This is a genomic window from Myxococcus sp. MxC21-1, assembly GCF_032612255.1.
Lineage (GTDB): Bacteria > Myxococcota > Myxococcia > Myxococcales > Myxococcaceae > Myxococcus > Myxococcus virescens.
In genome coordinates, this window is sequence record NZ_CP123278.1 from 1,196,131 (window position 1) to 1,222,791 (window position 26,661).

Consider the following 26,661-nt stretch of genomic DNA (forward strand, 5'->3'; position numbering starts at 1 on the left):
CGTGGCGCAGCCTCACCCGACGGACCAGTGCATGGGTCTGGCCGCGCTGACGCTCACCGCGCACCCCGCGCGCGTGCGTGTGTCGAGCCCCGTGGCCCTGGTGGCCACCGGCGGCAGCGGTCATTACACCTACCTACTGGAGCCGGGAGGCTCCTCGGGTGAGCTGGTGGGCAGCCGCTTCCTGGCGGGGCGCACGCCGGGCACGGACACGCTGCTGGTGGAGGACGCGCGCTGCCCGGGCGTGAGCGCCACCGCGCAGGTCAGCGTGGCGGCGACGTTCAACGTCGCGCCCGTGCGCGCCGAGCTGCGGCCGGGCACCTCCTTCCAGGTGGAGACGGACGGCGTGCTGGGCTCGGCCATGTACCTGCTGTCGGCCGACGGCTCCGGCGCCACGCTGTCGCCTGGTGGCCTCTACACGGCCGGCACGCGTGAGGGCCTGGACGTCATCACCGTGCGCGACACCCAGTCGGGAGACGAGGCGGTGCTCCAGTACGAGGTCCGCACAAATGCCCGGCTGACCGGAGCGCCGGCCTTCCTCGCCGTGCCCTCGGGTTCGTCCGTGCCGCTGGCCACGCGCGGTGGCAGTGACCGGGTGAACTGGACGAAGGAGTCCGGCCCCGGGACGCTGGCGGGCGGCCGGCTGACCATCGAGCCCGGCGCTGCCGGCGTGGCGGTGCTCAACGCGGTGGACCCCTTCACCGGGGACACGGCGCGGGTGTCGGTGCGCGTGCTGGACGAGCTGACGCGGCCGGGACTGCCGCACGGCCGTCTGTCCGACGCGGCCACCCTGGTGACGGCGGACTTCGACGGTGACGGCCACCTGGACCGGCGGTGGGGCAGCGCGAGAGCGACCTGAACGAGCCGTCGGGCGGCGCCGTGTTCATCTTCAAGGGGGCAGCGGCGGCCTGCCGACGGAGCCCACGTGGGTGCTCACCGGCACCACGGAGACGGCGCAGTTCGGTGATGCGCTGGCCGCGGGCGACCTGGATGGGGACGGGCGCGCGGAGCTGCTGGTGTCCTCGCCGGGTGCGGACGTGGCCGTCACCAACGCCGGCGCGGTGTACCTCTACACCTTCCGAAGCGGGGCGCCGGCGCCGCTGCGCCAGCAGCTCACCGGCCTGCTCCGCAACGCGGCGTTCGGCTCGGGCATGGCCATCGCGGACTTCGAGGGCGACGGTGACCTGGACGTGGTGGTGGGCTCGCCGCTGGGCGACCGGCTCCCACCAACGCCATCCGCAACCGCGGCACGGTGGACATCTACGCGTCGACGCGGAGCTCGCCGGTGCCGGACCTTCCCACGGTGCGGCTGGGCGGCTGGGATTTGACGCAGGATGGCGCCCTGGTGTCGCGCAGCAGCACCGAGCTGGGCCGCGCGCTGGTGACGGGCGACCTCAACGGGGACGGCCTGGTGGACCTGGCGGCGCTGAGCCGGGTGTCCCGGTACAACACGTCCGGAGCGGTGTCGGGCGCGCAGATGGCCATCTCCGTCTTCCTGGCCCGTGCGCAAGGCGCGCGCTTCCGGGCCTCGCCGGACGTGTACGTGCTGCCGGCCAACACGGCGGACAGCAACGAGGGCACGTGGCGGCTGGGCGTCATCCCCGCCGAGGGCACGCGGCCTCCGCTGCTGCTGGCGGTGGCGGACCGGGCGGACTCGCCGGACCTGCGCTCGAGCGGAGGACTGCAGTCCGGCAGTGATTCGGGCGGTGCGCTGCTGTTCGACTTGACGGGCTACTCCGCCACCGGCGAGCCGCCAACCGGCCGCCCCAGGTGACGCGCGAGGCGGCCTTCGCTCGCATCTACGGCGAGGCCAGCGGCATCAACGCGGGCCGGAGCTGGGCGGTGATGGACGTCGACGGTGAGCCGGGCCTGGAGTTGCTCCTGGGCGCGCCGTACGCGTCCGCGCCTTCGGGTGTGGGGAGCGGCACGCTGCGCTGGAGCGGCAAGATTCTCGTCTATCCCCTGGCCACGCTCACGCAGGGCAGCATCCTCAACCGGCCGCTGACGGTCATCAACGGGACGGCGGTGTCGGACACGCTGGGCTCGGGGCTGGCGACCTGGGGCCCCGCGGCGAACCCGTCGCTGGTGGCCTTCGCGGGCCGGTCCTCTTCGGCTCAGGGGCCTTCACCGGCAGCGTGGAGCTGTACCACCGTCAAGGCGCGTCGGTGACGGAGTGGACGCGCACCAGCGTCCGGGTGCCGGCGAAGCCGAGCGTGGAGCGCTTCGGCGAGGCGGTGGCGATTGCTCAGGGCCCGCAGGGCCGTCCGCTGGTGCTCACGGGCGCGCCGGGCTGGTCCGGCCCCGGTACCAGCAATGACGGCAACGCCCTGACCATTGGCCGTGCCTATGTGCACGACGTGTCGGCGCCCGCGCAGGCCACCGTGGTGGAGGAGGGCCTGCCCTCGCCGCACCATGCGGGCCGCAACGTGGGCGTTGACGTGGCCTTCTCCGACTTCAACGGCGACGGGCGTCCAGACCTGGTGGTGGGCGCGTCCAACTTCTACGTGCCGGGTACGGGCACCACGAGCTCCAACAACGAGCTCAACAACACGTACACGTCAGTGCCCGCCGCGTGTGTCACCAGTGGCTCCCAGTCGGTGGGCGGCGCGCTGGTGTCGCTGGGACAGCCGGACGGCAGCTTCAAGCCGGCGTACCGGCTGTTCGCGCCGAACGTCATCGCGGACTGTACGTTGGAGCCAGAGGCACTCTGCCGGCGCACCGGCATCGGGCGCGGCGTGGTGGGCGGGTTTGATTTGAACGGCGATGGCCGCCAGGACGTGGGCCTGCTGCGCAACGACGGCATGGAGGTGTTCCTGGGCCGCGCGCCCGAGGACGCGTCGCTGGCGAAGCTGAGCATGATGTGTGAGCCCGTCTACACGATGCCGTCCATGGACATTCAAACGTTCGCGCCGGTGTCGCTGGGCGACCTCAACGGTGACGGCTGTGACGAGCTGGCCGGCGCTACGCGGAGGGCTCGCGGTCGGGCGTGGCCATCCTGCTGGGCTTCGACGCGAGCGGTTCGCGCTGCGGCGGGCGCCGGACGGCCACCGTGTGGCGCATCGCCGGTGACAGCGAGGTGCAGCTCACCAACATGGGCCTGGGCTTGAGCATGACGCGCGCGGGCCGGTTCCTGGGTGACACGCGCGACTTCGTGGCCATCAGCGCCACCAGCGTGCCCTTCAACGGCGTGACGCAGCCGGTGGTGCTGCTCTTCGACAAGACGGTGCTGGTGAACCGGATGCAGGCGCTCCAGTCCGCGGGCTCGCCGCTGGTGGTGGGCGCGCTGGGTGACGGCCTCAACCCCGTTGTCCTGGTCCACCGCCACCGCGCGGTGAACTTCGGCGCGCGGCTGGTGGGCGGCACGGACCTCACGGGCGACAACATCCCCGACCTGCTGGTGAGCGCGCCAGGCGCCTCCGAGGCGTCCGACGGCGGTGGCGCGGTGTTTCTCTATGCTGGCGGGGTTGGCCAGCAGGGAGCGCTTTCACCGTTCCTCATGGTGGTGGGAGATGGCTCGGAGCGTTCGGCGCTGGGGCAGGCGATGTCGATGATGCCGGGCAGCGGCAGCTCGCCGCCCATGCTCGTCATCGGCGCGCCGCGCAGCTACCGGACGGGGACGCAGAACGGCACGGCCTTCGTGTTGCCGCTCGGCTTCTGACGGTACGCACCGGGAGGCTGTTGGGTCCACGCTGGGGCCGGGGCTATCCTGGCGCCTGTCTCAGCGTAGGAGGCCCATGAGCCTGAACCGGGAGTGGCGTCACGGCGAGCAGCATGCGTGGTTTGAAGCGCCGGACATCCTCTGGGCGCGCTTCCGGGGCGCCATCACCTTGGAGACGTCGGTCTGGTCGTGTGGCGTGTACCGGGAGATGGCGGACGCGCAGCGCTTCTACCTGGCCGCGGACATCACGGACTCGCACCTCAGTGCGGAGTCGCGCCGCTACCTGGTGGACCACGCGCAGGCGGGCTGGTTCCTGGGCGTCGTCTACATCGGCGCGGCGATGGAGCAGAAGGCCACCACCAAGAGCCTCATGGTGGGCGCGATGCTGAGCGGTGGGATGCGGCTCGACACGGCCTATGTGGATTCGGCCGAAGAGGCGCGGGCATGGATTGCGCGACACCGCGAGGCGGCGGCGCGGACAGGCTGAGCGCGGTGGGCGGTCCGGTGGGGTGACGGGCGTGCTGCACACGGCAGGGCGCATGCACATCGTCTGTGGCCAGGAGGGTGCATGGGGGCCGAAGCCCTGGGTTGGTTCAGTTCATTCGTCCTGCTGTTGACCATCACTGTCCAGGTCCACAAGCAGTGGAAGTCAGGCTCGAGCGAGGGTGTGTCCAAGTGGCTCTTCGTGGGGCAGATGACGGCCTCCGTGGGGTTCACGCTCTACAGTTGGAAGGTCGGCAACTGGGTCTTCGTGGTGACGAACGCGCTGATGCTGTTGAGCGCGGTGCTGGGGGCCGTGATTGTCCTCAAGCACCGCAGGGCCGCGCGGAGGAAGCACGCCACCCAGCCGCGCGCGCCCTCTGACGCCGTGCATGCCTGAAGACCTGGGCCCTGGCTGTCCGCCTGCCCCAGGGGCGGGCAGTCAGCGCGTCCAGGAGGTGGGTTGGTTTGCGGGAACAGCCTTCTCACATTGCCCGAGCCCCTTAGCGCAGGAGTTCGACATGGCCGACAAATCGGAAGTGGCCCGGCTGCGCAGCCTGGCCCAGCTCGACGCGGATGCCGTGGGTGCCTACGACGCGGCCCTGGCCCGGATTCCGGAACCGTTGGTCCGCGAGCGGCTCAACGGATTCCGAATCGACCACGTCCGGCACGTACAGGACCTGAACGCCCTCATCCACGAGGCGGGCGGGACGCCGCTAGAGCTGCGCCTGGACCTCAAGGGAACTGCGATGGTGAGCCTGACGGCGATGTCCAGCATGATGGGCACCGAGGCTGCGCTGGTGGCCATGCTTGGCAACGAGGAGTTCTCCAACCGCGCCTATGACGTCGCCCTGCGCTTCGACTGGCGCCCCGAGGTCCGTACGCTGATCGAAAAGCACCGGGAGGACGAGCGGCGCCACGTGATGTGGATTCGCGACGCCGTCCGGACACGCCCCTGGGAGCGGGCACGCGCCATCACCGAGGAAGGCTCCGAAGCCCCCGCCTGAGCCGCCCTGCCGGGCCGATATGCCGGGGCCCGGTCCTCGTTTACGCTCCCGCTGGGGCTCTACGAGGAGACGGGACGAATGCGCTCGGTGGTCTTCGCGGCGGTTGTGTTGGCGGGCCTGATGACGGGCTGTGCCCATCAGGCTGGCACCTATAGCGACCTCTTCATCCCGGATGGGGAGGCCATCTACGAGCGGCCGGTGGAGGAGATGTGGCCGGAGGTGCGCAAGTACTTCACGGAGGCCAACCTGCCCTTCCGCGAAGACCGGGGCAGCATGGTGCTGGAGACGGAGTGGCGCCAGGAGTTCGGTGGCTCGAAGGTGTCCGGCTTCTTCCACCGCTACATGGTGATGGGCAAGCGCGAGTCCCCCACCCAGAGCAAGCTGTGGATCATCCGCATCACCAAGAGCCGCAACAAGGCGCTGGCCCCGGCGGGCCGTGAGCTGGACTGGGGTGTGGCGCGCATCATCGGTGACAAGGCGGGAGGTGGCTCCTCGGCCCCGGGCCTCTCCGTGGAGGATTGGGAGGATCGGCTGGATGCGCCGGTGGGGGAGAACTCCTTCTACGCGGAGTCGGGGCAGGGCTCGCGGGACCTGGTCATGGAGTGGCGGGTGTTCCGCTCCATCTCTCCCAAGCTGATGAAGGAGGAGAACGCGCCCAAGCCGGTGAAGGTGGCGATGGCGCCTGACGCGGAGGGAAGCGCGGCGGCCATGGACTTCGAATGCGGCCTGCCGATTCTGGGCCTGGGCAAGCAGGTGAAGCCGGGTGGGGTGCTGTTGCTGGGGGAGATGCACGGCACGCAGGAAGTGCCGCGCTTCATCGCGCAGGCGTCCTGCCAGACGGCGGTGGCCGGCACGCCGGTGACGGTGGGGCTGGAGCTGCCGCTGGAGAGCCAGACGCGGGTGGACACCTTCCTGGACAGCGCGGGGACGGAGGATGACTGGCTGAAGCTGATGGAGGCGCCCTTCTGGCGCAGCCCGTATCCGGATGGCCGCAGCAGCGAGGCGGTGGCGAACATGCTGGACCAACTGCGTCAGCTGCGCTCGCGCGGACTGGACGTGGACATCTTCGTCTTCGACCACCCGAAGGCCCAGGGGCAGGCGCGCGAGGACGCGATGGCGGCCACGGTCCGGCACCAGGTGGAGTCGAGCCCGGGGCGCTTCCACGTCATCCTGTCGGGCAACATCCACTCGCGCACGAAGAAGGGGCTGCCGTGGGACAAGTCCTTCCGGCCGATGGGGCTGGTGCTGAAGGACGAGCTCGACAGCGTGGTGGCACTGGACATGGCGTACAACAGCGGGTCGGCGTGGATTTGCGCGGTGGACAGCAAGGGCGTGAAGGACCAGCTGGCCTGCGGCATCCGCGAGGCGAAGGGCCGGGACAACGGCGACCGCTTCTTCCTGCACACGTGGGGAGGCACCAATGGCGACGGCTACCACGGTGTCTTCTACGTGGGGCCGGTGAGCGCGTCGGCGCCGGCGGTGCACAAGGGGCTGGGACGTCCGGGTGGGGGAGACAACTCGGGGGTCCGACGGAAGACCGGACTCCGGCGCTCGCGCTCCACTGACGTCTGGCATTTCACGGGGCGCGCCGCGGCTGCTGCGCGCCCCGTGGCGCTGGCGTAAGTTGCCGGCGTGAGCGACATCACTGTCTATCAGCCGGAGCTCCTCTACACGGGCGGCCGGTTCCACGAAGGGCGCGGCCTCGCGGTGAGCGCCGACGGCCGCATCCTGGCCCCAGAATCCGTCCCCGCAGGAGCGCGCACCGTCGCGCTGCCGGGAAGGGCCTTGCTGCCGGGGCTCGTCAACGGACACTCCCACGCGTTCCAGCGGCTCATCCGCGGGCGTACGGAGTACGTGGCATCGGGCCGGGAGGCGGACGACTTCTGGAGCTGGCGCGAGGCGATGTACCGCGCCGCCGAGTCGCTGAGCCCGGAGGACCTCTACGTCGCCTCGCGGCAGGCCTTCGTGGAGATGGCGCTCGCGGGCATCACCACCGTGGGGGAGTTCCACTACGTCCACCACCAGTCCGACGGCACGCCGTACGCGGACCGCAACACATTGGCGCACGCGGTGATTCGCGCCGCGCGGGACGTGGGGTTGCGCATCTGCCTGCTGCGCGTGGGGTACGCCCGTGCGGGCTTCGGCGTGGCGGCGAATCCGCGGCAGCGCCGCTTCATCGACCCGGACGTGGAGACGTTTCTGGGTTCGGTTGAGGCGCTGGCCCGCGAGGTGTGCTCCGACGCGGCGGTCAGCGTGGGGCTCGCGCCGCACAGTGTGCGCGCGGTGCCTCGGGAGTGGCTGGCGGCGCTCGCGGGTTCGTCCGTGCGGCGGCTGCCCGTCCACATGCACGTGGCGGAGCAGCCGAAGGAAATCGAAGCCTGTCTGGCGGAGCATGGCCGCAGGCCGGTGGAGTTGCTGGCGGACCTGGGCTTGCTGGGGCCCGGCTTCACGGCGGTCCACGGGGTGCACCTGACGGACGAGGAGGTGTCGCTGTTGGGCCGGGCCGAGGCCACGGTGTGCGCGTGTCCTTCCACGGAGCGGAACCTGGGCGACGGCATCGTTCCCGCGGATGCGCTGGTGAAGGCGGGCGCGCGCATCAGCCTGGGCTCGGACAGCCAGGCCACGGTGGACCTGCTGGATGAGGCGCGACAGCTGGAAGGGCACCTGCGGCTGTCTCGGCTGCGGCGCGCCGTGCTGGACCCGGGCGGAGGCGCCATGGATGGGCTGGCGGCGCGGCTGCTGGACATGGCCACCGTGGACGGCGCGCGGAGCCTGGGGCTCGCCACGGGCGCCCTGGAGGCGGGCGCGCCCGCGGACTTCTTCACGGTGGACCTGCACCATCCGTCGCTCGTGGGCGCCTTGCCCGCATCGCTGCTGCCCGCCATCGTGTTGGGCGCGGAGAAGGCGGCGGTGCGCGATGTGGTGGTGGGCGGACGCGAGGTCGTCCGTGAGGGCAGGCATGCGCTCGCGGAGGAGAGTGGCCGCGCGTTCCAGGTGTTGTCTCGTGGGCTGTACGCCTGAGCGTCGGTTCTTCTCCGATATGGCATTGGGGCGCGGCACGTTCCCCCCGGGAGTTCATTCCCGGAGGGGCCGATGCGCGCGAAGTGGTTCGCGGTGGTGACGTTGATGTGCTTCCAGGTGGGCTGCGCGGCCCGGCAGGGAAGCACCTACAGTGACTTGTTCATCCCGGATGGCGAGGCCATCTACGAGCGGCCCCTGGAAGAAGTCTGGCCCGAGGTGCGGCAGTTCTTCACGGAGAACAAGCTGCCCTTCAAGGAGGACAAGGGGAGCCTGGTGCTGGAGACGGACTGGCGCCAGGAGTTCGGCGGCTCGAAGATTTCGAGCTTCTGGCACCGGTACATGGTGCTGGGAAAGCGCGAGACGCCGACGAAGAGCAAGCTGTGGATCATCCGCATCACCAAGAGCTCCAGCACCGCACTGAGTCCTCCGGGCCGGGAGATTGATTGGGGATCCAGCCGTGTCGTGGGAGGACGGCTAGGCCACGGGGACCGCGCCGAAGACGTCAACGCGGGCTCGGGTGCTGTCTCCTCCGACCCTATCCTCAGTGTCGAGGACTGGGAGGCCCGCCTCGCCGCGCCCCAGGGAGAGAACTCCTTCTACGCGGGTTCGGGGCAGGGCTCGCGGGACCTGGTCATGGAGTGGCGGGTGTTCCGCTCCATCGCGCCCAAGCTGATGAAGGAAGAGAACGCGCCCAAGCCGGTGCAGGTGGCGACGACGCCCAGTGCGAACGCGGGCGCGGAGGCCATGGCCTTTGAATGTGGCCTGCCCATCCTGGGGTTGGGCAAGCAGGTGAAGCCAGGTGGCACGTTGCTGCTGGGGGAGATGCACGGCACGCAGGAAGTGCCGCGTTTCGTGGCGCAGGCGTCATGCCAGGTGGCGGTGGCTGGCATGCCGGTGACGGTGGGGCTGGAGCTGCCGCTGGAGAGCCAGACGCGCGTGGGGGCGTTCCTGGAGAGCGCGGGGGCGGAGGATGACTGGCTGAAGCTGATGGAGGCGCCGTTCTGGCGCAGCCCGTACCCGGACGGCCGCAGCAGTGAGGCGGTGGCGAACATGCTGGAGCAGCTGCGCCAGCTGCGCTCGCGCGGGCTGGACGTGGATGTGTTCGTCTTCGACCACCCGACGATGCAGGGGCAGGCGCGCGAGGACGCGATGGCGGCGACGGTTCGGCACCACGTGGAGTCGGGCCCCCAGCGCTTCCACATCGTCCTGTCCGGCAACATCCACTCGCGCACGAAGAAGGGGCTGCCGTGGGACAAGTCCTTCCGGCCGATGGGGCTGGTGTTGAAGGACGAGCTCGATAGCGTGGTGGCGCTGGACATGGCGTACAACAGCGGGTCGGCGTGGATTTGCGCGGTGGACCGCAAGGGCGTGAAGGACCGGCTGGATTGCGGTGTGCGTGACGCGAAGGGGCGGGACAACGGCGACCGCTTCTTCGTGCACACGTGGGGCGGAACGAACGATGACGGCTACCACGGTGTCTTCTACGTGGGGGCGGTGAACGCGGCTGCGCCCGCGGTGCACAAGGGCCTGGGACGGCCTGGAGCGGGGGATAACTCGCTGTCTCCGCTGGAGGAGGCCGCGCCCCAGGTGGCGTCCGTTCGCTGAGTAGACATGGGGGAGGGAAGGGCCTTCCGGGGGCTGGCGTGCCGTGGCATGACCCGTCCCTGGAGGTCTTACCCATGAGTGACACGCTGCCCGCGCTGCGGGCCACCCTGACGGAGTTGGTGGCGATGGACACCACGTCCTTCCGCCCCAACGTTCCGCTCATCGACTACGCGCAGGCGCGCCTGGAGGCCGCGGGCTTCAGCGCGGAGCGCCAGAAGTTCCTGGATGACGCGGGCGTGGAGAAGGTGAACCTCGTCGCGGTGAAGGGCGGTTCCGGCTCCGGCCGCGCCGCGCTGGCCCTGGTGGGGCACTCCGACTGCGTGCCCTACGACGCGGCCTGGACGGACGCGCTGCGGCTGACGGAGAAGGACGGGCGGCTCTATGCGCGCGGCGCGTGTGACACCAAGGGCTTCATCGCCTGCGCGCTGCACGCGGCGTTGAACGCCGAGCAGTTGAAGGCCCCGCTGATGGTGGTCCTCACCGCGGACGAGGAAGTCGGTCTGACGGGCGCGAAGAAGCTGGTGGAGGCGGGACTGGGCCGCGCGCGGCACGCGATTGTCGGCGAGCCCACGCGCCTCATTCCGGTGCGCGCCAACAAGGGCTACTGCCTGGCGGAGGTGGAGGTGCGGGGGAAGGAAGGACACAGCGCGTACCCGGACTCGGGCGCGTCGGCCATCTTCCGCGCGGGCCGCTTCCTCCAGCGCCTGGAGCACCGGCGCTGACGGTGCTGCGCGAGGACCTCGACGAGGGCTTCCAGCCGCCCTTCACCACCGTGAACGTGGGCGTCATCCAGGGCGGCAAGGCGAAGAACGTCATTCCCGGCGCCTGCCGCTTCGTCGTGGAGTGGCGGCCCATCCCCGGGCAGCCGCCGGAGCGCGTGTCGCAGTTGCTGGAGACCATCCGCCAGGAGCTGGTGCGGGACGAGCCCGCCTTCGAGGCGCAGATTCGCGTGGTGCGCACGGACCGGGGTGTGAATACGCGGGCGGACGCGGAGGTGGTGCGCTTCCTCGCGGAGGCCAGCGGCAACGCGCCGGAGACGGTGTCCTTCGGGACGGAGGCGCCGCAGATGACGGAGCTGGGCGCGGAGGCGGTGGTGTTCGGCCCTGGCGACATCCGCGTAGCGCACCAGACGGGCGAATACGTGCCCGTGGAAGACCTGGTGCGCTGCGAGGCCGTCCTGGCTCGCGCCGTGGCCCACTTCTGCGGCGGGCGCTGAGCCTGAGTGACTGCTGCGCTTGGGCGGAAGCACACGCCTCAGCGCATGGCCTCGGCGGCGGAACGGCCGCCGAGGTCCGCGCCTACGCCTGCGGCAGTGCGCAGTGGCTCAAATCCCTCAGCACCTTCTTGGCCTCGGAGATGAGGTCCTGGCCACTGGCGCCCTGTGGCGCGCGGGCGATGAGCTTCATGTCCGGGGTGAGGCGGTAGACGCCCTTGGAGCGCTGCACCAGCCCCGCCACCTTGGGGCCATCCAGCAGCGCGTCCGCGCCCAGCGTCACCACCAGCCGGGTGGTGCCCACCTCCAGCCCGCGCAGGCGCAGGTCGCGCATGTCGATTTTCAGCAGCGTCAGCTCGGACAGGTGGTCCACCTCGTCCGGGGCTTCGCCGTACCGGTCCACCAGCTCGGCGCGCAGGTCCGTGACTTCGTCCGGGTGGCTGGCCTGGCTGAAGCGCTTGTAGAAGACGAGCCGCTGGTGGACGTCGCTGACGTAGTCGTCCGGGATGAGCGCTGGCATGGGCAGCGTGACGTCCGGCTCGATTTGCACCTTGGGCGGTTGGCCCTGCATCTCCGCGACGGCTTCCTCCAGGAGCTGCGCGTACATGTCGAAGCCAATCTCGGCGATGGCGCCCGACTGCTTGTCGCCCAGCAGGTTGCCCGCGCCGCGAATCTCCAGGTCATGGCTGGCGATGGAGAAGCCCGCGCCCAGCTCGGTGAAGTTCTGGAGCACCTCCAGGCGCCGCTGCGCGTCCTTCGTCACCGCGCGCCGCGACGGCACCAGCAAGTACGCATACGCGCGCTCCTTGGACCGGCCCACGCGGCCACGAAGCTGGTAGAGCTGCGCCAGGCCGAACTGGTCCGCCCGGTTCACAATCATCGTGTTGGCGCTGGAGATGTCGATGCCGCTCTCGATGATGCTGGTGCACAGCAGCACCTGGTACTTCTTCTCCGTGAAGGCGAGCATCACCTTCTCCAGCTGCCCTTCGCCCATCTGCCCGTGCGCCACGCCGATGCTGACCTGGGGAACCAGCGCGCGCAGCTGCGTCTCGATGGAGGGCAGCGACTCCACGCGGTTGTGGACGAAGAACACCTGTCCGCCGCGCGCCACCTCGCGCTCAATCGCCTCCTTCACCACCGTGTCCTCGTACTTCATCACGAAGGTGCGGATGGCCCGGCGGTCCTGCGGCGGCGTGGCGATGATGCTCATGTCGCGCACGCCGGACATGCTCATGTGCAGCGTGCGGGGAATGGGCGTGGCCGTCAGCGTGAGCACGTCAATCTGGGAGCGCCACTTCTTCAGCGACTCCTTCTGCTTCACGCCGAAGCGCTGCTCCTCGTCGACAATCATCAGGCCCAGTTCCTTGAAGGCCACCTCGCCGCCCAGCAGCTTGTGCGTGCCGATGAGGATGTCGACCTTGCCTTCCTTGGCGCGCTTGAGGATTTCCCGCACCTCCGGCGCCTTCTTCATCCCGGAGATGACCTCCACCGTGACGGGGTAGTCCGCGAAGCGCTTCTTGAAGGACAGGAAGTGCTGCTGCGCCAGCACCGTGGTGGGCACCAGCACCGCCACCTGCTTGCGGTCCAGCGCGGCCTTGAAGGCGGCCCGCATGGCCACCTCCGTCTTGCCGTAGCCGACGTCGCCGCAGACGAGCCGGTCCATGGGCTCCGGCTTCTGCATGTCCGCCAGCACGTCCTCAATCGCCTTGGCCTGGTCCGGCGTCTCCTCGAACTCGAAGTCCGCTTCGAACTGGGCGAAGTACCGGTCCGGCGCGCTGAAGGCATGGCCGGGGTGCGCCTTGCGCGCGGCGGCAATCTGGAGGAGCTCCGCCGCCATCTTGAGCAGCTGCTCCTTGACGCGCTTCTTCGTCTTCTCCCAGCTCGTGGTGCCCAGCTTGTCCAGCTGCACCTGCGTGGGGTCGCCGCCGGAGAACTTCTGGATGAGCCGCATGCGGCCCACCGGCAGGTAGATTTTGTCCCGGCCCGCGTACTCCAGGACGAGGAAGTCCCCGGGCACGCCGTTGACCTCCATCTTCGTCAGGCCCGCATAACGGCCGATGCCGAAGTCGGTATGGACGATGAGGTCGCCTTCCTTCAGGTCCCCGAAGCCGGAGCCGAACGCGTCCAGCTTCTTGCTGCGCTTGGGACGCCGGCGCGCGCGCGCGCCGAAAATCTCCTCGTCCGCCAGCACCGCGAGCCCGCCCGGTCCATCCACGAAGCCGTGGCTCACCTCGCCCGTGAAGAGGTGCGCGCGGATGGACGGCTCGTACAGCGCCACAGCGTCTTCCAGCGGCTCCGTGTGGACCTTCACCACCACGTTGCGGTCCATCAGCAGCCGCTTCAGCCGGTCCGCCTGGCTCAGCGTGCCGCACGCCACCACGCAGGCCACGCGCAGCTCGCGCCAGCGCTCCAGCCGCTCCACCAGGGGGACAGCGCGCCCTCTTCACCGTGGTGCGCCAGGATGGCCTCGCGCAGGTCCTGGGTGCCGCCGAAGCTGAAGTGCACCGGCGGGCGCTCCGTCTGCGCCAGCGACAGACCACCGCCTTCCAGCACGCGGAAGGACTGCAGCCGCTGGTTCACGTCCTCACGGGAGAGGAAGTGCGCCAGCGGCGGACAGATGAGCTCCTGCCGGGCCTCGGCCGCGCCGTGCGAGCGCTCCAGCTCCTCCCACAGCGTGTCCGCCGCGCGGTCCTGGCCCAGCGGGTCGTCCAGGTAGATGACGGGCGCCTCGGGGCTCCAGTCGCGCAGGAAGTCGAACAGCGTGGACAGTCCGCCTTCGAAGAAGCCGGGCAGCAGGCCCTCCATCCCGAAGCCGGGCAGGCCTTCGCGCAGGGCGTCCAGTTGCTCGCGCAGCTTGATGGTGGGCAGGTTGATGCGGTCAGCCACCGCGCGGGCGGCGGACTCGGCGCGCGGGCGCGTCTCGTCGGTGAGCAGCACCTCGCGCGCGGGGACCAGGTCCACTTCCTTCAGCGCGTCCACCGTGCGCTGGGACTGCGGGTCGAAGGCGCGGATGGACTCGATGGTGTCGCCGAAGAACTCCAGGCGGACGGGCTTGTCGTAGAGGGGCTGAAGACGTCCAGCAGGTCGCCGCGCACGCTGAACGTGCCCACGTCCTCCACCAAGGGGCTGTTCTGGTAGCCCATGCGCACCAGCCGGCGCGCCAGCGAGTCCCGGTCGAAGTCCTGCCCCACGGCCACCCGCGCGGCCAGCGCGCGCATCACCGCCAGCGGCAGCACCTTGCGATGCAGCGCGCGCACCGACAACACCAGCGCGGGGAAGCGCGTGCCCTGCCCCAGATGGAAGAGGGCGCCCAGCCGCTCCGTGACGGCCGCAGCGTCGGGAGACACCTCGTCGTAGGGCAGCACCTCGTCCGCAGGCAGCCGCAGCACGCGCGGCGCCAACAGGCTGCCCTGGCCGCCCAGGAAGAAGGACAGGTCGGCGGCGAGCGCGTCGGCGGCTTCCTCGTCCACCGCCACGCAGACCAGCGGCGCTCTCAGCGCGCCATGCAAGCGGGCGAGCACATGCCCGCGCGCTGCCCCTTGAGCCCTTGCGTCCGGACGCGCTGCCCCGCCCGAAGTCCGTCAACCACCTGGGCGAAAGGGTCGCCCGCCGCGCCGCCGTCCTGCGTCTGTGTGAAGGAAGTGTCCATGAGTGGACCCTGAGGGCCCCAGGGTAATTAGGAGTCTCACCCTGTCAGGTCAACGACGGAGCGCTTCGGCTGTCGAGCGAAACAGGAGAAATCGGAAGCTCTGGTTAGCTCGGGCACTGTTAAGCCACCCCGGGGACCGGTTGGCCCCACCCCCTGCTGCGGGGTTAGGGTGGCTCACAACGGCAGCATCGGGGGCCACGCCGACATGTCATCTGGCCGTGGAATCAACAGGTGCCAGGGCACCGAAGGGGACGAACCTCTTTCCGAGGCGGTGGTCGTCTTGCGGAGCGTGCGCTCCGCAGTCGGCGGCATCGTCGACTTCGAGTGTGTCTCCGCCAACGTGCAGGCGGAGCGCTGGCTCGGCGGAGAAGAGGGCAGCCTGGTGCACAACCGGCTGCTGGAGGAAGCGCCGTGGGCGTGGGACGGTGGCCTCTTCAGTGCGTGTGTCCGCGTGGTGACACGCCGCGCGCCAGAAATCGCGCGGGTGTCCCGGCAGTCGCCCATGGGCACCGTGTGGCTCCTGGCGCGCGTATCCCCGTATGACGACGGCGTGGTGCTCTTCCTGGAGGACCTCACCGAGCGCATGGCCGCGGAAGAAGCCCTGCGGCGCGACCATGACCTGCTGCACGCCGTCATCGAGAGCGCCACCGACGCCATCTACGTGAAGGACGTGTCGGGCCGGTACATCCTCATCAATCCCGCCACCGCGAGCGCCTTCCACCGGGCCCCGCGCGAAATCCTGGGCCGCACGGACGCGGAGCTGCTGGGCGCCGACCGGGCCGCGCCGACGCTGGCGCACGACCGCGAGGTGATGAGCTCCGGGCACACGGCCACGTACGAAGGGGCGGAAGGCGGCCCGGGGACGGACCGCATCTGGCACACGACGAAGGGCGTGCTTCGCCGCGGAGACGGCACCGTGTACGGCCTGTTCGCCATCTGCCGGGACGTCACCGCGCGGCGGCGCCAGGAGCTGGAGCGCGAGGAAGAGGCGCGCTTCCAGGAGCGCTTCATCGGCGTGCTGGGCCACGACCTGGGCAATCCACTGGCCGCGGTGCGGCTGTCCTCCGCGGCCCTCCTGGCCCGGGACACGCTGCCCCCGGAGGTCCGGCGCGTGGTGGCTCGCATCGACGGGAGCGCCGAGCGGATGGCGCGGCTGGTGAAACAGCTGCTCGACTTCACGCGCGCCCGCATGGCAGGTGGCATCCCGCTGCGTCCCCATGAGGTGTGCATGGAGGACGTGTGCCGGCGCATCATCTCCGAACTGGAGCCCGCGCATCCGGAGTGCTGCGTCCGGCTGGAGGTGGACGGCGAGTCACGCGGCATCTGGGACGAGGAGCGCCTGGGACAGGTGCTGTCGAACCTGCTGGGCAACGCGCTTCAACACAGTCCGGAGGGGAGCTCGGTGCGGGTGCGGCTGGCGGCGAAGGACTCGCTCTTCCAGCGCGTGGAGGTCCACAACGGCGGGCCGCCCATCCCCGAGTCGTTGCGCCCGCGCCTCTTCTCGCCGTTCCACGGGGTGCCCCCCGAGCCGGGTCAGCCGAAGCCGAAGCACCAGGGCCTGGGGTTGGGGCTCTACATCGTGTCGCAAATCGTCACGGCGCACGGAGGCTGGCTGGACGTGGCGTCGTCGGCGGACACGGGGACCTGCTTCTCGGTGACGCTGCCTCGCGTCACCCGGCCGCTGGGCGGGCCTCCAGGCAAGTCTGCCTGAGGCCCGGCCCGTGGCCTGCTGCTAGCGCTGGCCGAACTTCACGGCGGCCTGCAGGCGGATGACGTCCGTCAGCGCGCCCGGGTCCACCAGCTCCATGGCCGCCTGCTGGGACAGGCCGGCGTAGCGGCGCTTGCGGTACTCCTCCTCGTCCTCCTCACCGCCGCCCTTGTCGCCCTTGTCGTCACCGCCGCCCTTCCCGTCATCCGGGCGGAGGGACAGCGACTGCGCCGGGGACAGCCCCTTCTCGATGTGCACCGACGAGAGCGCGTCCGCGCGCAGGGAGGTGAACAGGCTGGCCATGGAGAGGCAGAAGACGACGGCGACGGTGAGGTTCTTCATGGGGGGGCTCCGTTTCTCTTGCGGGGGATGACGCGCGGCCTCGAACGGAAATTCAAGGGGCCGTCGGCGCCTTCATGGTGCGGATGTATCCCACCAGTGCGTCAATCTGCGCTGGGGTAAGCTTGTCCTTGAAGGGCTTCATCTTGCTGTTCCGCGGATCGCCGTCGGCAATCACCTTGCGGATGTCGGCGTCCGTCCGGGACTGCTGCCAGGCGGGCCGGCTCATGTCGCCGATGGACTCCTTCTGGCCCATCTTCGTCTGCGCCTTGCCGTCACCGCCGTGACACACGGTGCACTTCGCCTTCCACACGTCGGCCACGGCGTCCGCGTGGGCGCCAGTGGCTCCACTCAGGCTCAGGACCAGGACCAGCCGCTTCATCATCGTCGGGGGCTCCTCGCGGACGGCATGCCGGGCCTGGGCCCGGGCCCCTGAGCATACGCCGAAGGGACCCGTTCGCACGCGCGACGGCGGCGGCGCGGACGCCGCCTACAGGCAGCCTGGGGTGGAGGCGTGCTTGTCACAATCCATGGGGCGTACGGCCGCCGTCAGGCCATCCGCCTGGAATACCAGCTCCGGTTTCCAGTCCGGCGCTTCGAGCGTCCCCCGTTGCGCAGGAGGACGAGCCGCTCCGTCGGGGGCAGCGGGGCGTTCTGTTCGCACACCCTTCCGCCGGGCGCCGGCGGAGCCACGACGGGCGCGCCGGTGCCGGGGTTGCCCAGCCAGCACAGGCCCACCAGCAGGTCCACGTCGAGCTTCGGCGGGATGACCAGCTCCGGCCCCAGCTCCGCGCATTCGCAGCCGCCCACGCCGCAGGCGTTCTCCTGGCACGCGGGCATGGGACACACCGTGCCCCAGGCATCACTGCACGCCAGTGCCTCCCAGCGCATGCGAGTCACCTGGACGCCCTGCTCATCCATGACGCGCGTGCCCAGCCGCACGGGCTGGTGGGTCGCGCGTGCTTTCTGACGGGCCTCCTGCATCATCAGCACCAACTCGCGCTGCGCGGCGCTGAGTCGCTGGCGCTCCGTCATGCCCTGGAAGCTGGACACGGAGAGGGTGGCGAAGAGGCCAACCAGGGCCACCACGACCATCACCTCCAGCAGCGTCATGCCTCGGTTGCGTGGCCGCATGTCAGCCCCCCGTTCCCACGAACGCGAAGTTGCGAGGCGCCAGGCGGATGACGCTGTGCCGGCGCTTGTAGCCATCCCGGAGGTTGCCTTCGCCGTCTCGCGCTCCGGGCGCTTCGTTCCCCGTCAGCTCGGCGCGCTGCGAGCGCGCGGTGATGGACAGCTCCACCACGCGCATGTGGCGCATCAGCTCGTCACCCGCGCTGCCCGGGCCGCGGTCCGGCGGAACGGGCACGCCCGCATCCCAGGTCCAGGAGATGTGTGCGGCGCAGGTGGCCTGGGTGCAGGTGGCCAGCTCCGGGCGCCCGGTCTCCGCGTCCGGGAAGAAGCGCACGGGGGCGCCGGGGAGCGCGTTGGGGGCACTCACGCCCAGCCGGACCTGCAACTGCTCGATGTCCTGGGACACCGCGGTGTAGCCCGCGGGCCCCAGGGGCCCATCCGCGTCCATCTCCAGCACGGGCGTGCCGCCGGGCCAGTTCACCCGGTAGCTGCGGCTGGTGAGCGGGAGCAGGTACATGCCTCCTTCGCGCGGTTCCCGTATGCCAAGCCAGGGCGACTCGGGAAGCGTCACGGCATCGGGATGACAGTTGCCGTCGGCGGGCGCGGGCCGGCCTGGGATGGCGGGCGTCCACTCCACGCCTTCGTCCACGAGGTTCGTCACCTGTCCCACGCAGGCCCAGCCCCGCTCGTCTTCCGTGCCCGGGAACACCACGGCGATGACCGCATTGTCCAGGAAGGCGGGCGGCAGGCCTCCGATGCACAGCGTGTCCTCGAACCAGGCCGCGGTCGCCGGCAAGGGACACTGCTCCAGCAGCACCATGCGCGCCGGGTCCGTCTCCCAGACCTCCAGGGCATCCGACAGCAGCGCGGCGTTGGTGGGTGGGACGAAGGTGGCGTCATCCGGGAAGGTGGCCTGGGGCCGGGCCCACACGGCGTAGAACAGGTCCGCTTCGCCGGCGGGAGTCCGGCCGCCGGTGAGGGAGACGCTGCCGATGCCCGCGCCCGCCCGTTGCACGCCGAACGCCATCAAGTCACGCGCGGCCCGGCCCTTGTTCTGTGTCTCCATGATGCGCTCTTCCAGCAGGCCCCGGCGCTGGAGATGGACGCTCACGCCAATGGCGGTGGCGAGCACCACCATGGACATCGATGCGGCCACCATCAGCTCGATGAGCGTGAAGCCGCGCGGCGTCGTCGAACGAAGTCGCTTCATGGCGCCATCCGGGTCTGCAGGGCCACCGCGCGGCGGGGCGCACCGGGCTCTTCCATCCAGCTCACGGTGACGCGGACGTTGACGACCTGGTGCAGGGCCAGGTTGCTGGCGTGGGGAAGCGGGATGGCGCGGTTCAGCGCGGGCTCGCCTGTCTCGGCGCCCTCGAAGGGTGGGTCCACGTCCAGCGTCAGCGTGTAGGCCATTTGCGGCGTCGCGCCTGGAAGGGGCGGCGTCTCCGTCATGCGGCCATTGGCGGACCACCACACGTCGCGCCTCGTGTTGTCGAGCTGCTTGATGTTGACGCAGGGGTCGTTCAGCGGCTCGCCCACGCAGCGGAGGTTGACCACGCGCTCCAGTTCCTGTTCGGCGATGAGGCTCGCCTGGCTCAGGTTGTTGTTGCGGCGGTTGTGACGGGACGCGGTGCCCAGCGTGAGCATGATGCCCAGGATGCCGAGCATGAGCACCGCGGCGGTGGCGATGGTCTCCAGGATGCTGAGGCCGCGCGGATGGGCGTGGAACCTGCGCCGGTTCATGGCACCACCTCCTGGACGCGTGAGCCGGACTGCACGTCCCAGATGAGGACCCGGGAGCTGCTTCGCGGCGACTCCGAGGTGGGGTTGTTGTACGTCCCGCTCCCCAGCGCGCGCACCTGTCCGTTCTTCACGATGAGCAGGTGATTGTCATAGAGCACGGGCGCGTGCGTGCCGTGGCCGTCGATGGGGGTGTCGTTGCCCGCGAGCGCATTGCCCGAGGTGCTGTAGGCGTAGACCCTGCCGCTGGTGGTGCTGTCCAGGTCGCACGCGCTGGCGGCGCGGCCCACGGCGCTGGTGGTGAAGACGCCATCCTGGGTGGTGGAGACGCCGCCCCAGACGACCTGGCCCTCGCCCAGCTCGCGTGTCCATTCGAGGTGCGCGGGGCAGTTGGCCCCTGGACGCGTGGCGGGCACCGGGTCGCGGTCCTCGAAGGCCATCAGGTGATAGCGGGGCCGCGGGTTGGCGGTGTCGTCCGGCTCGTTGGCGATGTCCGGGTTGTTGGCGGTGCCGAAGTACAGCCGCACCCGGCGGGAGCCGCTGTCAGGCACCACCGACGCGGAGATGGTGGAGTAGATGCGCTGGCTGGTGGGATTGCGGATGCCGGGCACGGCCTGCGCGTCCGCGACGACACAGGAGGCCAGCACCTTGCCCAGTGGCGTGTTCGTCCCGGTGTTCGAGTAGGTGGGGTTGATGCGGTAGATCTTCCCCGAGGTGGACGGGACGTAGATGACGTCGACGTTGCCGTCGCCATTCACGTCCAGCGGGATGGGCTCTCCGCCGATGCCTTCATTCGCGTCCGCGGTGGTGCCCAGCGTGACGACGCCCGCCAGCCGCGCCTTCGCGCTGTTGCCCGTCACCTGCGCGGGCAGGCCCGTCTTGAGGTCCATCAGGTAGACGGTGCCCACCGTGCCGGACTCAGGCGAATAGTCCGTGCCGAACATGGACACCCACTTCTTGCCGCCCGCCTGGCCGAAGTCCATGCGCACCAGCGAGGGCGCATGGCGCGAACCGCGTGTGTCGGGCTTGGGCGTGGCGCCGGTGAAGAGCGCCGGCAGCGGGTTGCAGCCGTTGCCGGTGCTGGTGCACGGAATGCCCGCGGACGTGAAGCGGTCCCGCTTCATGTCGAACTCCCACAGGGGCGACGGATAGCTCGAGTCCGTGGGGTTGCTGACGTCGAGCGCGAAGAAGACGCTCTGCTTGGGGCCCGTGGCGCTGGCCAGCACCGTCTTCGCGCCCTCGTTCCGGGCGGGGCGGGGACGCCAGGCCTCGTCGGTCTCCCGAGGGTCGTGGCCGGTGTCCGGGCGGTAGTCGTCGCTCCGCAGGTCCACGTCCGCCACGGAGGGCGTGGCGTCCATCGTGGCGCGCTCGGTGGAGTACGCGTCGTTGGCGCGGCGGTAGTTCTCCACGTAGTAGGGCAGCAGCTTGAAGGGCAGGTAGGCGAACAGCTCGTTGCCCGCGCCGTAGTCCTGGCCGCTGGCGCAGCTGCCGGCCCGGCCGAAGTAGCCCTGGTACTCCACGCGGCCTGGCGTGCAGGGGTCATCCCCCGTGCGGAAGTAGCCCGTGCCCAGCGCATGGAGGTACCCCTGCGTCGTGCCCACGTATGTCACCGTGGGGCGGCCCGTGTTGGCCGCGCTGAAGTTCTCCGTGAACTTCCGGCGCTCCGCGTCCAGGTTGCGGCCTTCGAGCAGCCACGCGGGCACGTTGGGCGGCCCGATGACGGCCGCCGTGGACAGGTTGACGCCGCCCAGCGGCCAGGTTCGCATCCGGTTGCGGATGACCGAGGACTGGCGGTCCTCCCAGCCGTAGAGCCAGTCGCGCAGCGCCACGCGGTCATCCGCGGTGCAGCCGTTGCGGCCGTCCAGGTCATACAGGTACACGCTGCCGTTGCGGCGGGTGCAGTAGGTGTCTGGGAAGACGGGGCTGGTGGTGTTGGCGCGCGCCATCAGGTCCTTCACGTCGATGGCCTGCTGATTCGCCGGATTGAGCGTGACGAGCCTGCGCGTGTCGAGCGGCTCGCCGGGACGGGTCTCCAGCGTGCGCATCAGGTCGCGCATCCACTTGCCGGAGTCCCAGACCTCCTGGGTGGGCTCATAGGGCACCAGCGTGGCGGGCTCGTAGAGCTTCTTCAGGTAGATGTGGCCCCGGTCGATGGTGTCTGGACGGTTGTCGTAGGTGCGAATGGAGACCTGGTCCACGCCTCCATCGGCGACCCAGGCGCGCCCGGGCGTTTCATAGACGCCGTGGATGACGGCGTTGGCCATGGGGATGAGCGACGCGCGGCCGTATTCACCGCTGCGCTGCGCCTTGTAGGAGACGTTGATGTTGTGGATGGTGGGCTGGCAGGACTCACCCGGGCTCTCCATCACCGCGCGCCAGCACAGCTGTGTTCCCACGCGGCCCTGCTCCAGGAAGTCCTGCAGGACGGCCGTCTCATTGCGCACGCCGCCGTCGCTGTCCGGGATGGGGACCCGGAGCCAGTTCGGATTGTCGTTGAGGATGTACGTGGGATTGGAGGTGTTGCAGGGCTCCTGGCAGACCTTGCAGTCCAGCGCCACGTCATAACTGATGTCCGGCCTGCGCTGGCCCGTGCCGCCGTCCGGCAGCTTGACGGAGAGCGAGCAGGGCGCGACGCCGCCGCCATCCGCCGCGTAGTAGGGCTGGTCCTCCACGGTGAACGTCACCTCGGTGATGGTGAAGTCCAGGGAGATGTCCGGAGCGATGTCCGACACCACGTCGGAGCGGTAGGAGCCGTTGTTCTGCTTGTTGATGAGGATGACGATGTCGCTGTACGTGCGGTCACCGCCCGCGTTCTGGTCTTCCCAGCCCAGAATCCAGACCAGGGGGTTGTCACGCGGCGCGCCCACAATCGTGTGCGCCGCGCGGCGGTTCACGGAGGGGACATCCTGCGTCTGGTCGAACGGGAAGACGACGCCGCCATAGGCCGGGTCGTTCTCCAGCCGGGGGTACACCACGGGATTCAGCCAGTTGGTGCGGAGGTTCTTCTGTCTCACCACGAGCGGGTCGCTGCCCTGGTGCAGGTCCATGTTGAGCGGCGTCTTGGTGAAGAAGACGTTGATGTCGCCGTGCATCCAAAGGTCGCACTGCACCTCGCGCCCATCCGTCGTCGGACGCGTGATGAAGCACGAATCCGTGGCCGGGCCGTACACCTGCTCCACATAGGTGACGAGGAAGAAGACGATTTCACGCCGGCCCGCGAGGCGTCCCATGGGGACGACCTGGTCCTCGGCCTTGGTGATGGCGGCGGTCGTGCTCTTGCCGGTGATGAGGCGGCCCGCGCTGTCGAACGCGCTGGCCTTGTAGTCGGGGATGCCGTCCGCCTCATCGGATTTGTCCCAGGCCGTGCCGGTGCGCATGAACTGGCCGTTGCCGTCGAGCGTCCAGCCCTGGCGTGGCGCGAAGCACTCCGCCGATTCCGATTCGTGGCACGACGTCTCGTCGTCGTCCGTGGAGAGGAAGACGAGGTTGCCGATGCCCTTGTTCCCGTTGAGGGCATGCCGGGGCTCCAGCAGGTTCGGGATGTGCGGGAACAGGCCCTGGTCGCTGAAGTACGTGTCGATGATGCCGGAGGTGACCGCGCTCTGCCGCAGGTTGTCTCGCCCGTGGTAGGGGTCATAGGCGAACAATGCGTTGGTGAAGTCGCGCACCGGGCGGCCCACCACGCCGCCCGTCGAAGGCCGCGTGGGGTAGTCAGCGCGCCCCTGCCACCTTCGAGGCCCCGTATTGGCGGCGTAGTTGCTGCCGGAGTTGCACGGGCCCATCAGCAGGTCGGGCTCGCGCAGCGTCACCGTCCCCGCGTCGCCCCAGCGCTGGTGGGTGAAGGTCCGGTTGGGGCAGCGGGGCTCCACGCCGATGTAGCGCGTGGGGTTGAGGTTGTAGAGGTCCTCGTGGAAGTCGGGCACGCCGTTGTTGTTCTTGTCCAGCAGCCGGTCGTCATCGGAGTTCTCTCGCGTGCCGTTGTCGTCGATGTATTCGGCGTCGATGAGCTCGTCGTAATAGAACCAGCCCAGCGTGCTGGAGGCGCCGCTGCCCGCGCGGTCATCGACGATGAGCGCGGTGAGCTCCTGCTCGAAGGGCAGGATGATTTTCTCCGGGTCCAGGACGTTGAGGTTGGTGTTGAGCCGCAGCTTGGGCGGGTTGTCATCCGTGACGATGATGGCGCTAGGGATGCCCGCGTCCCTGCTGAAGTCGGGTTGCTTGTCCTGGTCCGTGGTGTCGATGCACAGCGCGAGGCTGCTGGCGCCGCCATCCGTGCCGCCACTGCCCGTGTCGCCGCCGGGACTTTGGGCGAGCACGGCTCCCGCGGCGGCCACGGCCACCGCGGCCATCCAGGTTCGAGTCCAGCGCATGATGTCCCCCCTGGCGGCCGGTGCTTCAGGGCCGCCCGATTCAGGTGCAACGGATTGCGGTCGAAGGCTTGGGAATCAGAATGTCGGAAGGCCGCTGCTGGAGGTGCCGTTGCCTCGGCAGCCCATCTTCATGCCGTAGCCGCACGCGAGCCCTCCCGGGGTGCTGCTGTGCTCCAGGAGTGAGCGGACGATGGTGCGGTAGGGGAGGCCCGCGCCTGGGGGTTGGACCTCGCCCACCGACACCAGCCAGATGCGGCCATTGGCGTCGGCGTTGCGGTCGGCGTCGTCGTCATCCTCCACGACGAAGACGCGGAAGGAGACGCTGCGAGCCTCCGGGTAGGCGCGGATGGGCTCGCCCTCCACGTCGTTGATTTCGACGGAGGCGCCCGGCACGGTGTCGTCGATGGCCGTGCCACGCGCCAGCGTGTACGGCGTCTGGGGAATGAGCTCTCGCCAGGGCACGCCGCCCGCGGCGACGTCGGGCAGGCCCTGCTCGGCCACGACCTGCAGGCGCTGCAGGACGTCCTGGCTGTAGCTGCCAACGCCTCCCGCGACGGGGTTGTTCATCATCGCCAGGACGACGGCGCGCCCTTCGGCCATGCCCGCCTCGGCGGCGAAGAGGGCTTCACGCGAGCGGCGCTCATGGGATTGGAGCGTGCTCTCCGTGCTCACCGCGCGGAGGGACACGAGCACGCCCGCGGTGACGAGCGCGATGAGGCCCAGCGCCAGCAGCAGGGTGAACCCTCTCCTCGCGCCAGAGGCGTGTGCGGGCTTGCGGGTCGGATGACAGCGCACCGGGGACTCCTTGCCCTGAAGGGCAGCAGGGAAGCGCAGGTGTCTGTCTCAGCAATCCTCAGGCCCGCTCTCGCGATGCAGCCATGTCAATGCATCCAGCCGCTTGGCCAGAGGCCTGGGTAAAGCCTGACACGGAATCACACGACACGAATTGCGGACCTCGCAAAACTTGCGAGTCAGCGACAAAGTGGGACGGACCGTGAGGCTCATCCCAGAGGGCGAGACGGGTGGTGGCTCCGTGACAGTCTCACGGAGCGTTGTGTTTCAGCCGCGCCCGCGAGGCCAGAACGTCACGTCACGTTCCGGGGCGTTCAACCAGACGGACTTGAGGAAACGCACGGCGTTGCGGTCCGCGGTGTCATGCCGGCTGGTGAAGACATGCGCCGTGCCCAGCAGCAGCAGCACCGCCAGGGATGCTCCCAGCGCGGGCGCCGCGGGCCATGTCTGGCCGGGCTTCCGCGCCAGGCTGACGAAGACCCAGGCGGCGGTGCCCAGCAGCAGCCCCGCCAGCACCCCACCCGCCAGTCCCGTCGGAAGCCCCAAGAAGGTCAGCACGCCGGGCGGGAAGTAGCCCGCACGCAGCAGCGGCAGGGCCAGGGCGCCCACGGCGTTGGAGACGTCATCGGGGATGTAGTTGATGAAGGTGGCCACGCCGGTGGCGACGATGGACACCGCGCACAGGAGCGCGGCCACGCCCAGGGCCCACGCGCCCTGACCGGCCGCGCGCAGGCGCTCCAGGAAGAGGCCGGCGGGCAGCAGGAGGAAGGGCACCAGGCCGGTGAGGTGACGCGGCCCCGTCGTCCAGCCCCACGAGTCGTAGGAGAACGACGAGGTGAAGTACGTGTAGCCCAGGAGCAGGGCCAGGCTCAGCCACGCCAGCGCACGGGCTTCCGGTGACTGGCTCCGGCGGCGCCACACGAGCACCAGCCCCGGCAGCGCCAGCAGGAGGAAGGGCGCCAGGGTGAACAGGCCCCGCAGCGGGGAGAAGAAGGACAGGGCGAAGGCGCGCGGGTCCGGCGTGCGGATGCCCAGGAAGCCGCCCAGGTGCCAGGGCTGGTAGCCCGCATCGTTGAGGTACTTGTAGCCGCTCGTCAGCGGGTGGCCGAACGTCACCTGGTGGTAGGCCATCAGCGCCACCAGGAAGGGCAGGGCGCCCAGCGTGGCCAGCCCCGCGGCCCGGCCCAGGCGCGCCCAGCGAATACGCGCGGGCGCGTCCTGGAAGGCGATGGTGAGCACCGCGTACAGCACCAGGCCGAGCACGCCCAGCGCGCCGGTGTACTCGGCGGCCACGGTGGCGCCCGCGAAGGCGCCCGCCAGGACGTAGCCCCGCTCGCGCCATTCACCACGCGCGCAGCGCCACAGCGCGTAGAAGCTGGCGAAGAGGAGCACCGCCGTCGTCTGGTGGCTCATGAAGAGCAGCGAGTAGCTGAAGGCCAGCGAGCCCAGCCCATACGTCACCGTGAGCGCGTCCGCGACGAGCGGCTCCAGGGATGCGCGCAGGTAGCGGCGCACCAGCCACAGCAGGCCCAGCGTGGGCAGCACGGTGAGCAACAGGCGCGAGAAGAAGACCAGGGGGACTTCCGGCACGGCATGCCGGTGGCCGCCGCCCACCGCGCGCAGCGCGGCGTAGAGGGCACGGCGGCGAACGACAGCAGCGGCGCCTTGCTGGGGTAGTACTTCCCGTCCTTCACGGACAGGTCACCGACCTTGCCGTAATCGTGCAGCGCCTGGTTGATGTGCAGGGTGCCGTACTCCACCAGCGAGCGCGTCTGCCACAGCCGGCACAGCTCGTTGGGCGAGCGCAGGCCCGGGTGGTACGGGAACAGCAACACGTACAGCGCCGCCAGGGCGGCCCATACGGCGCGCGGCGCGCCTCGGGATGGCAGGGGCTGGCGCTCGGGAGTGGGGGCCGTGGTGGGCTCCGGGGCGCGGCGGCGGGCAAGGGCGT

Annotated in this window: 20 protein-coding genes and 3 pseudogenes; 14 read left to right on the forward strand and 9 right to left on the reverse strand. The window is 70.0% G+C overall.

Annotation, left to right across the window (positions count from 1 at the left end; all coding sequences use genetic code 11):
* Position 1 precedes the first annotated feature (1 nt).
* The 13 genes and pseudogenes from QEG98_RS05680 (at position 2) to argE (ending at position 10,984) form a co-directional block, all read left to right on the forward strand.
* On the forward strand, positions 2 to 856 hold the full coding sequence (locus QEG98_RS05680; RefSeq protein ID WP_316566018.1) for a hypothetical protein: 855 nt from the start codon (positions 2 to 4) through the stop codon (positions 854 to 856).
* 70 nt (positions 857 to 926) lie between these two features.
* Entirely contained in the window at positions 927 to 1,325 is a 399-nt protein-coding gene (locus QEG98_RS05685; protein ID WP_316566019.1) for an FG-GAP repeat protein, read from the forward strand.
* Entirely contained in the window at positions 1,283 to 1,771 is a 489-nt protein-coding gene (locus QEG98_RS05690; protein ID WP_316566020.1) for a hypothetical protein, read from the forward strand. Before QEG98_RS05685 ends, QEG98_RS05690 begins: the two co-directional genes overlap by 43 nt.
* Positions 1,768 to 2,166 carry a hypothetical protein gene (locus tag QEG98_RS05695; RefSeq protein WP_316566021.1) on the forward strand — a complete coding sequence of 133 codons (399 nt, stop codon included), beginning with the start codon at positions 1,768 to 1,770 and terminating at the stop codon, positions 2,164 to 2,166. Before QEG98_RS05690 ends, QEG98_RS05695 begins: the two co-directional genes overlap by 4 nt.
* Positions 2,133 to 3,104: a hypothetical protein gene (locus QEG98_RS05700; protein ID WP_316566022.1), complete on the forward strand. Its 972-nt coding sequence runs from the start codon at positions 2,133 to 2,135 to the stop codon at positions 3,102 to 3,104. Before QEG98_RS05695 ends, QEG98_RS05700 begins: the two co-directional genes overlap by 34 nt.
* The gene (locus QEG98_RS05705; protein WP_316566023.1) at positions 3,047 to 3,655 is read left to right on the forward strand and encodes an integrin alpha; all 609 of its coding nucleotides are present in this window, start codon (positions 3,047 to 3,049) and stop codon (positions 3,653 to 3,655) included. The genes QEG98_RS05700 and QEG98_RS05705 overlap by 58 nt, the downstream gene beginning before the upstream one ends.
* A gap of 76 nt (positions 3,656 to 3,731) precedes the next feature.
* Complete coding sequence (locus tag QEG98_RS05710) at positions 3,732 to 4,142, forward strand: hypothetical protein (RefSeq protein WP_316566024.1); 411 nt, start codon at positions 3,732 to 3,734, stop codon at positions 4,140 to 4,142.
* 81 nt (positions 4,143 to 4,223) lie between these two features.
* Positions 4,224 to 4,535, forward strand: coding sequence for a hypothetical protein (locus QEG98_RS05715; RefSeq protein ID WP_141588242.1), 312 nt, complete (start codon positions 4,224 to 4,226; stop codon positions 4,533 to 4,535).
* Between the two features lie 121 nt (positions 4,536 to 4,656).
* Entirely contained in the window at positions 4,657 to 5,142 is a 486-nt protein-coding gene (locus tag QEG98_RS05720) for a ferritin-like domain-containing protein (protein ID WP_316566025.1), read from the forward strand.
* A 78-nt stretch (positions 5,143 to 5,220) separates the two neighbouring features.
* Positions 5,221 to 6,707: pseudogene (locus tag QEG98_RS05725) on the forward strand (hypothetical protein).
* Between the two features lie 67 nt (positions 6,708 to 6,774).
* The gene (hutF, locus tag QEG98_RS05730) at positions 6,775 to 8,163 is read left to right on the forward strand and encodes a formimidoylglutamate deiminase (protein ID WP_316566026.1); all 1,389 of its coding nucleotides are present in this window, start codon (positions 6,775 to 6,777) and stop codon (positions 8,161 to 8,163) included.
* Positions 8,164 to 8,235: 72 nt separating this feature from the next.
* Entirely contained in the window at positions 8,236 to 9,768 is a 1,533-nt protein-coding gene (locus tag QEG98_RS05735) for a hypothetical protein (protein ID WP_410477963.1), read from the forward strand.
* A gap of 74 nt (positions 9,769 to 9,842) precedes the next feature.
* Positions 9,843 to 10,984 (forward strand): annotated as a pseudogene (gene argE / locus QEG98_RS05740) (acetylornithine deacetylase).
* Positions 10,985 to 11,066: 82 nt separating this feature from the next.
* Here argE and mfd read toward each other — a convergent pair.
* Positions 11,067 to 14,630 (reverse strand): annotated as a pseudogene (gene mfd / locus QEG98_RS05745) (transcription-repair coupling factor).
* Positions 14,631 to 14,901: 271 nt separating this feature from the next.
* On the opposite strand from mfd, the gene QEG98_RS05765 reads away from it, so the two are divergent.
* On the forward strand, positions 14,902 to 16,341 hold the full coding sequence (locus QEG98_RS05765; RefSeq protein WP_316567836.1) for an ATP-binding protein: 1,440 nt from the start codon (positions 14,902 to 14,904) through the stop codon (positions 16,339 to 16,341).
* Between the two features lie 21 nt (positions 16,342 to 16,362).
* On the opposite strand, the gene QEG98_RS05770 is transcribed toward QEG98_RS05765, so the two are convergent.
* The 8 genes from QEG98_RS05770 to QEG98_RS05805 form a co-directional block, all read right to left on the reverse strand.
* A complete protein-coding gene (locus tag QEG98_RS05770) occupies positions 16,363 to 16,680 on the reverse strand; it encodes a hypothetical protein (RefSeq protein ID WP_090485148.1) in 318 nt (105 codons plus the stop codon).
* A 52-nt stretch (positions 16,681 to 16,732) separates the two neighbouring features.
* On the reverse strand, positions 16,733 to 17,062 hold the full coding sequence (locus QEG98_RS05775; protein ID WP_090485146.1) for a c-type cytochrome: 330 nt from the start codon (positions 17,060 to 17,062) through the stop codon (positions 16,733 to 16,735).
* 164 nt (positions 17,063 to 17,226) lie between these two features.
* Positions 17,227 to 17,811, reverse strand: a complete 585-nt coding sequence (locus tag QEG98_RS05780; protein WP_316566030.1) for a Tfp pilus assembly protein FimT/FimU — start codon at positions 17,809 to 17,811, stop codon at positions 17,227 to 17,229.
* Position 17,812: 1 nt separating this feature from the next.
* Positions 17,813 to 19,018, reverse strand: a complete 1,206-nt coding sequence (locus QEG98_RS05785; RefSeq protein WP_316566031.1) for a PilW family protein — start codon at positions 19,016 to 19,018, stop codon at positions 17,813 to 17,815.
* The gene (locus QEG98_RS05790; RefSeq protein WP_316566032.1) at positions 19,015 to 19,551 is read right to left on the reverse strand and encodes a hypothetical protein; all 537 of its coding nucleotides are present in this window, start codon (positions 19,549 to 19,551) and stop codon (positions 19,015 to 19,017) included. Before QEG98_RS05790 ends, QEG98_RS05785 begins: the two co-directional genes overlap by 4 nt.
* The gene (locus QEG98_RS05795; RefSeq protein ID WP_316566033.1) at positions 19,548 to 23,918 is read right to left on the reverse strand and encodes a pilus assembly protein PilY; all 4,371 of its coding nucleotides are present in this window, start codon (positions 23,916 to 23,918) and stop codon (positions 19,548 to 19,550) included. Before QEG98_RS05795 ends, QEG98_RS05790 begins: the two co-directional genes overlap by 4 nt.
* Positions 23,919 to 23,993: 75 nt before the next feature.
* Positions 23,994 to 24,713, reverse strand: coding sequence for a hypothetical protein (locus QEG98_RS05800; protein WP_316566034.1), 720 nt, complete (start codon positions 24,711 to 24,713; stop codon positions 23,994 to 23,996).
* A 264-nt stretch (positions 24,714 to 24,977) separates the two neighbouring features.
* Positions 24,978 to 26,300, reverse strand: a complete 1,323-nt coding sequence (locus QEG98_RS05805; RefSeq protein ID WP_316566035.1) for a hypothetical protein — start codon at positions 26,298 to 26,300, stop codon at positions 24,978 to 24,980.
* Positions 26,301 to 26,661: the final 361 nt, after the last annotated feature.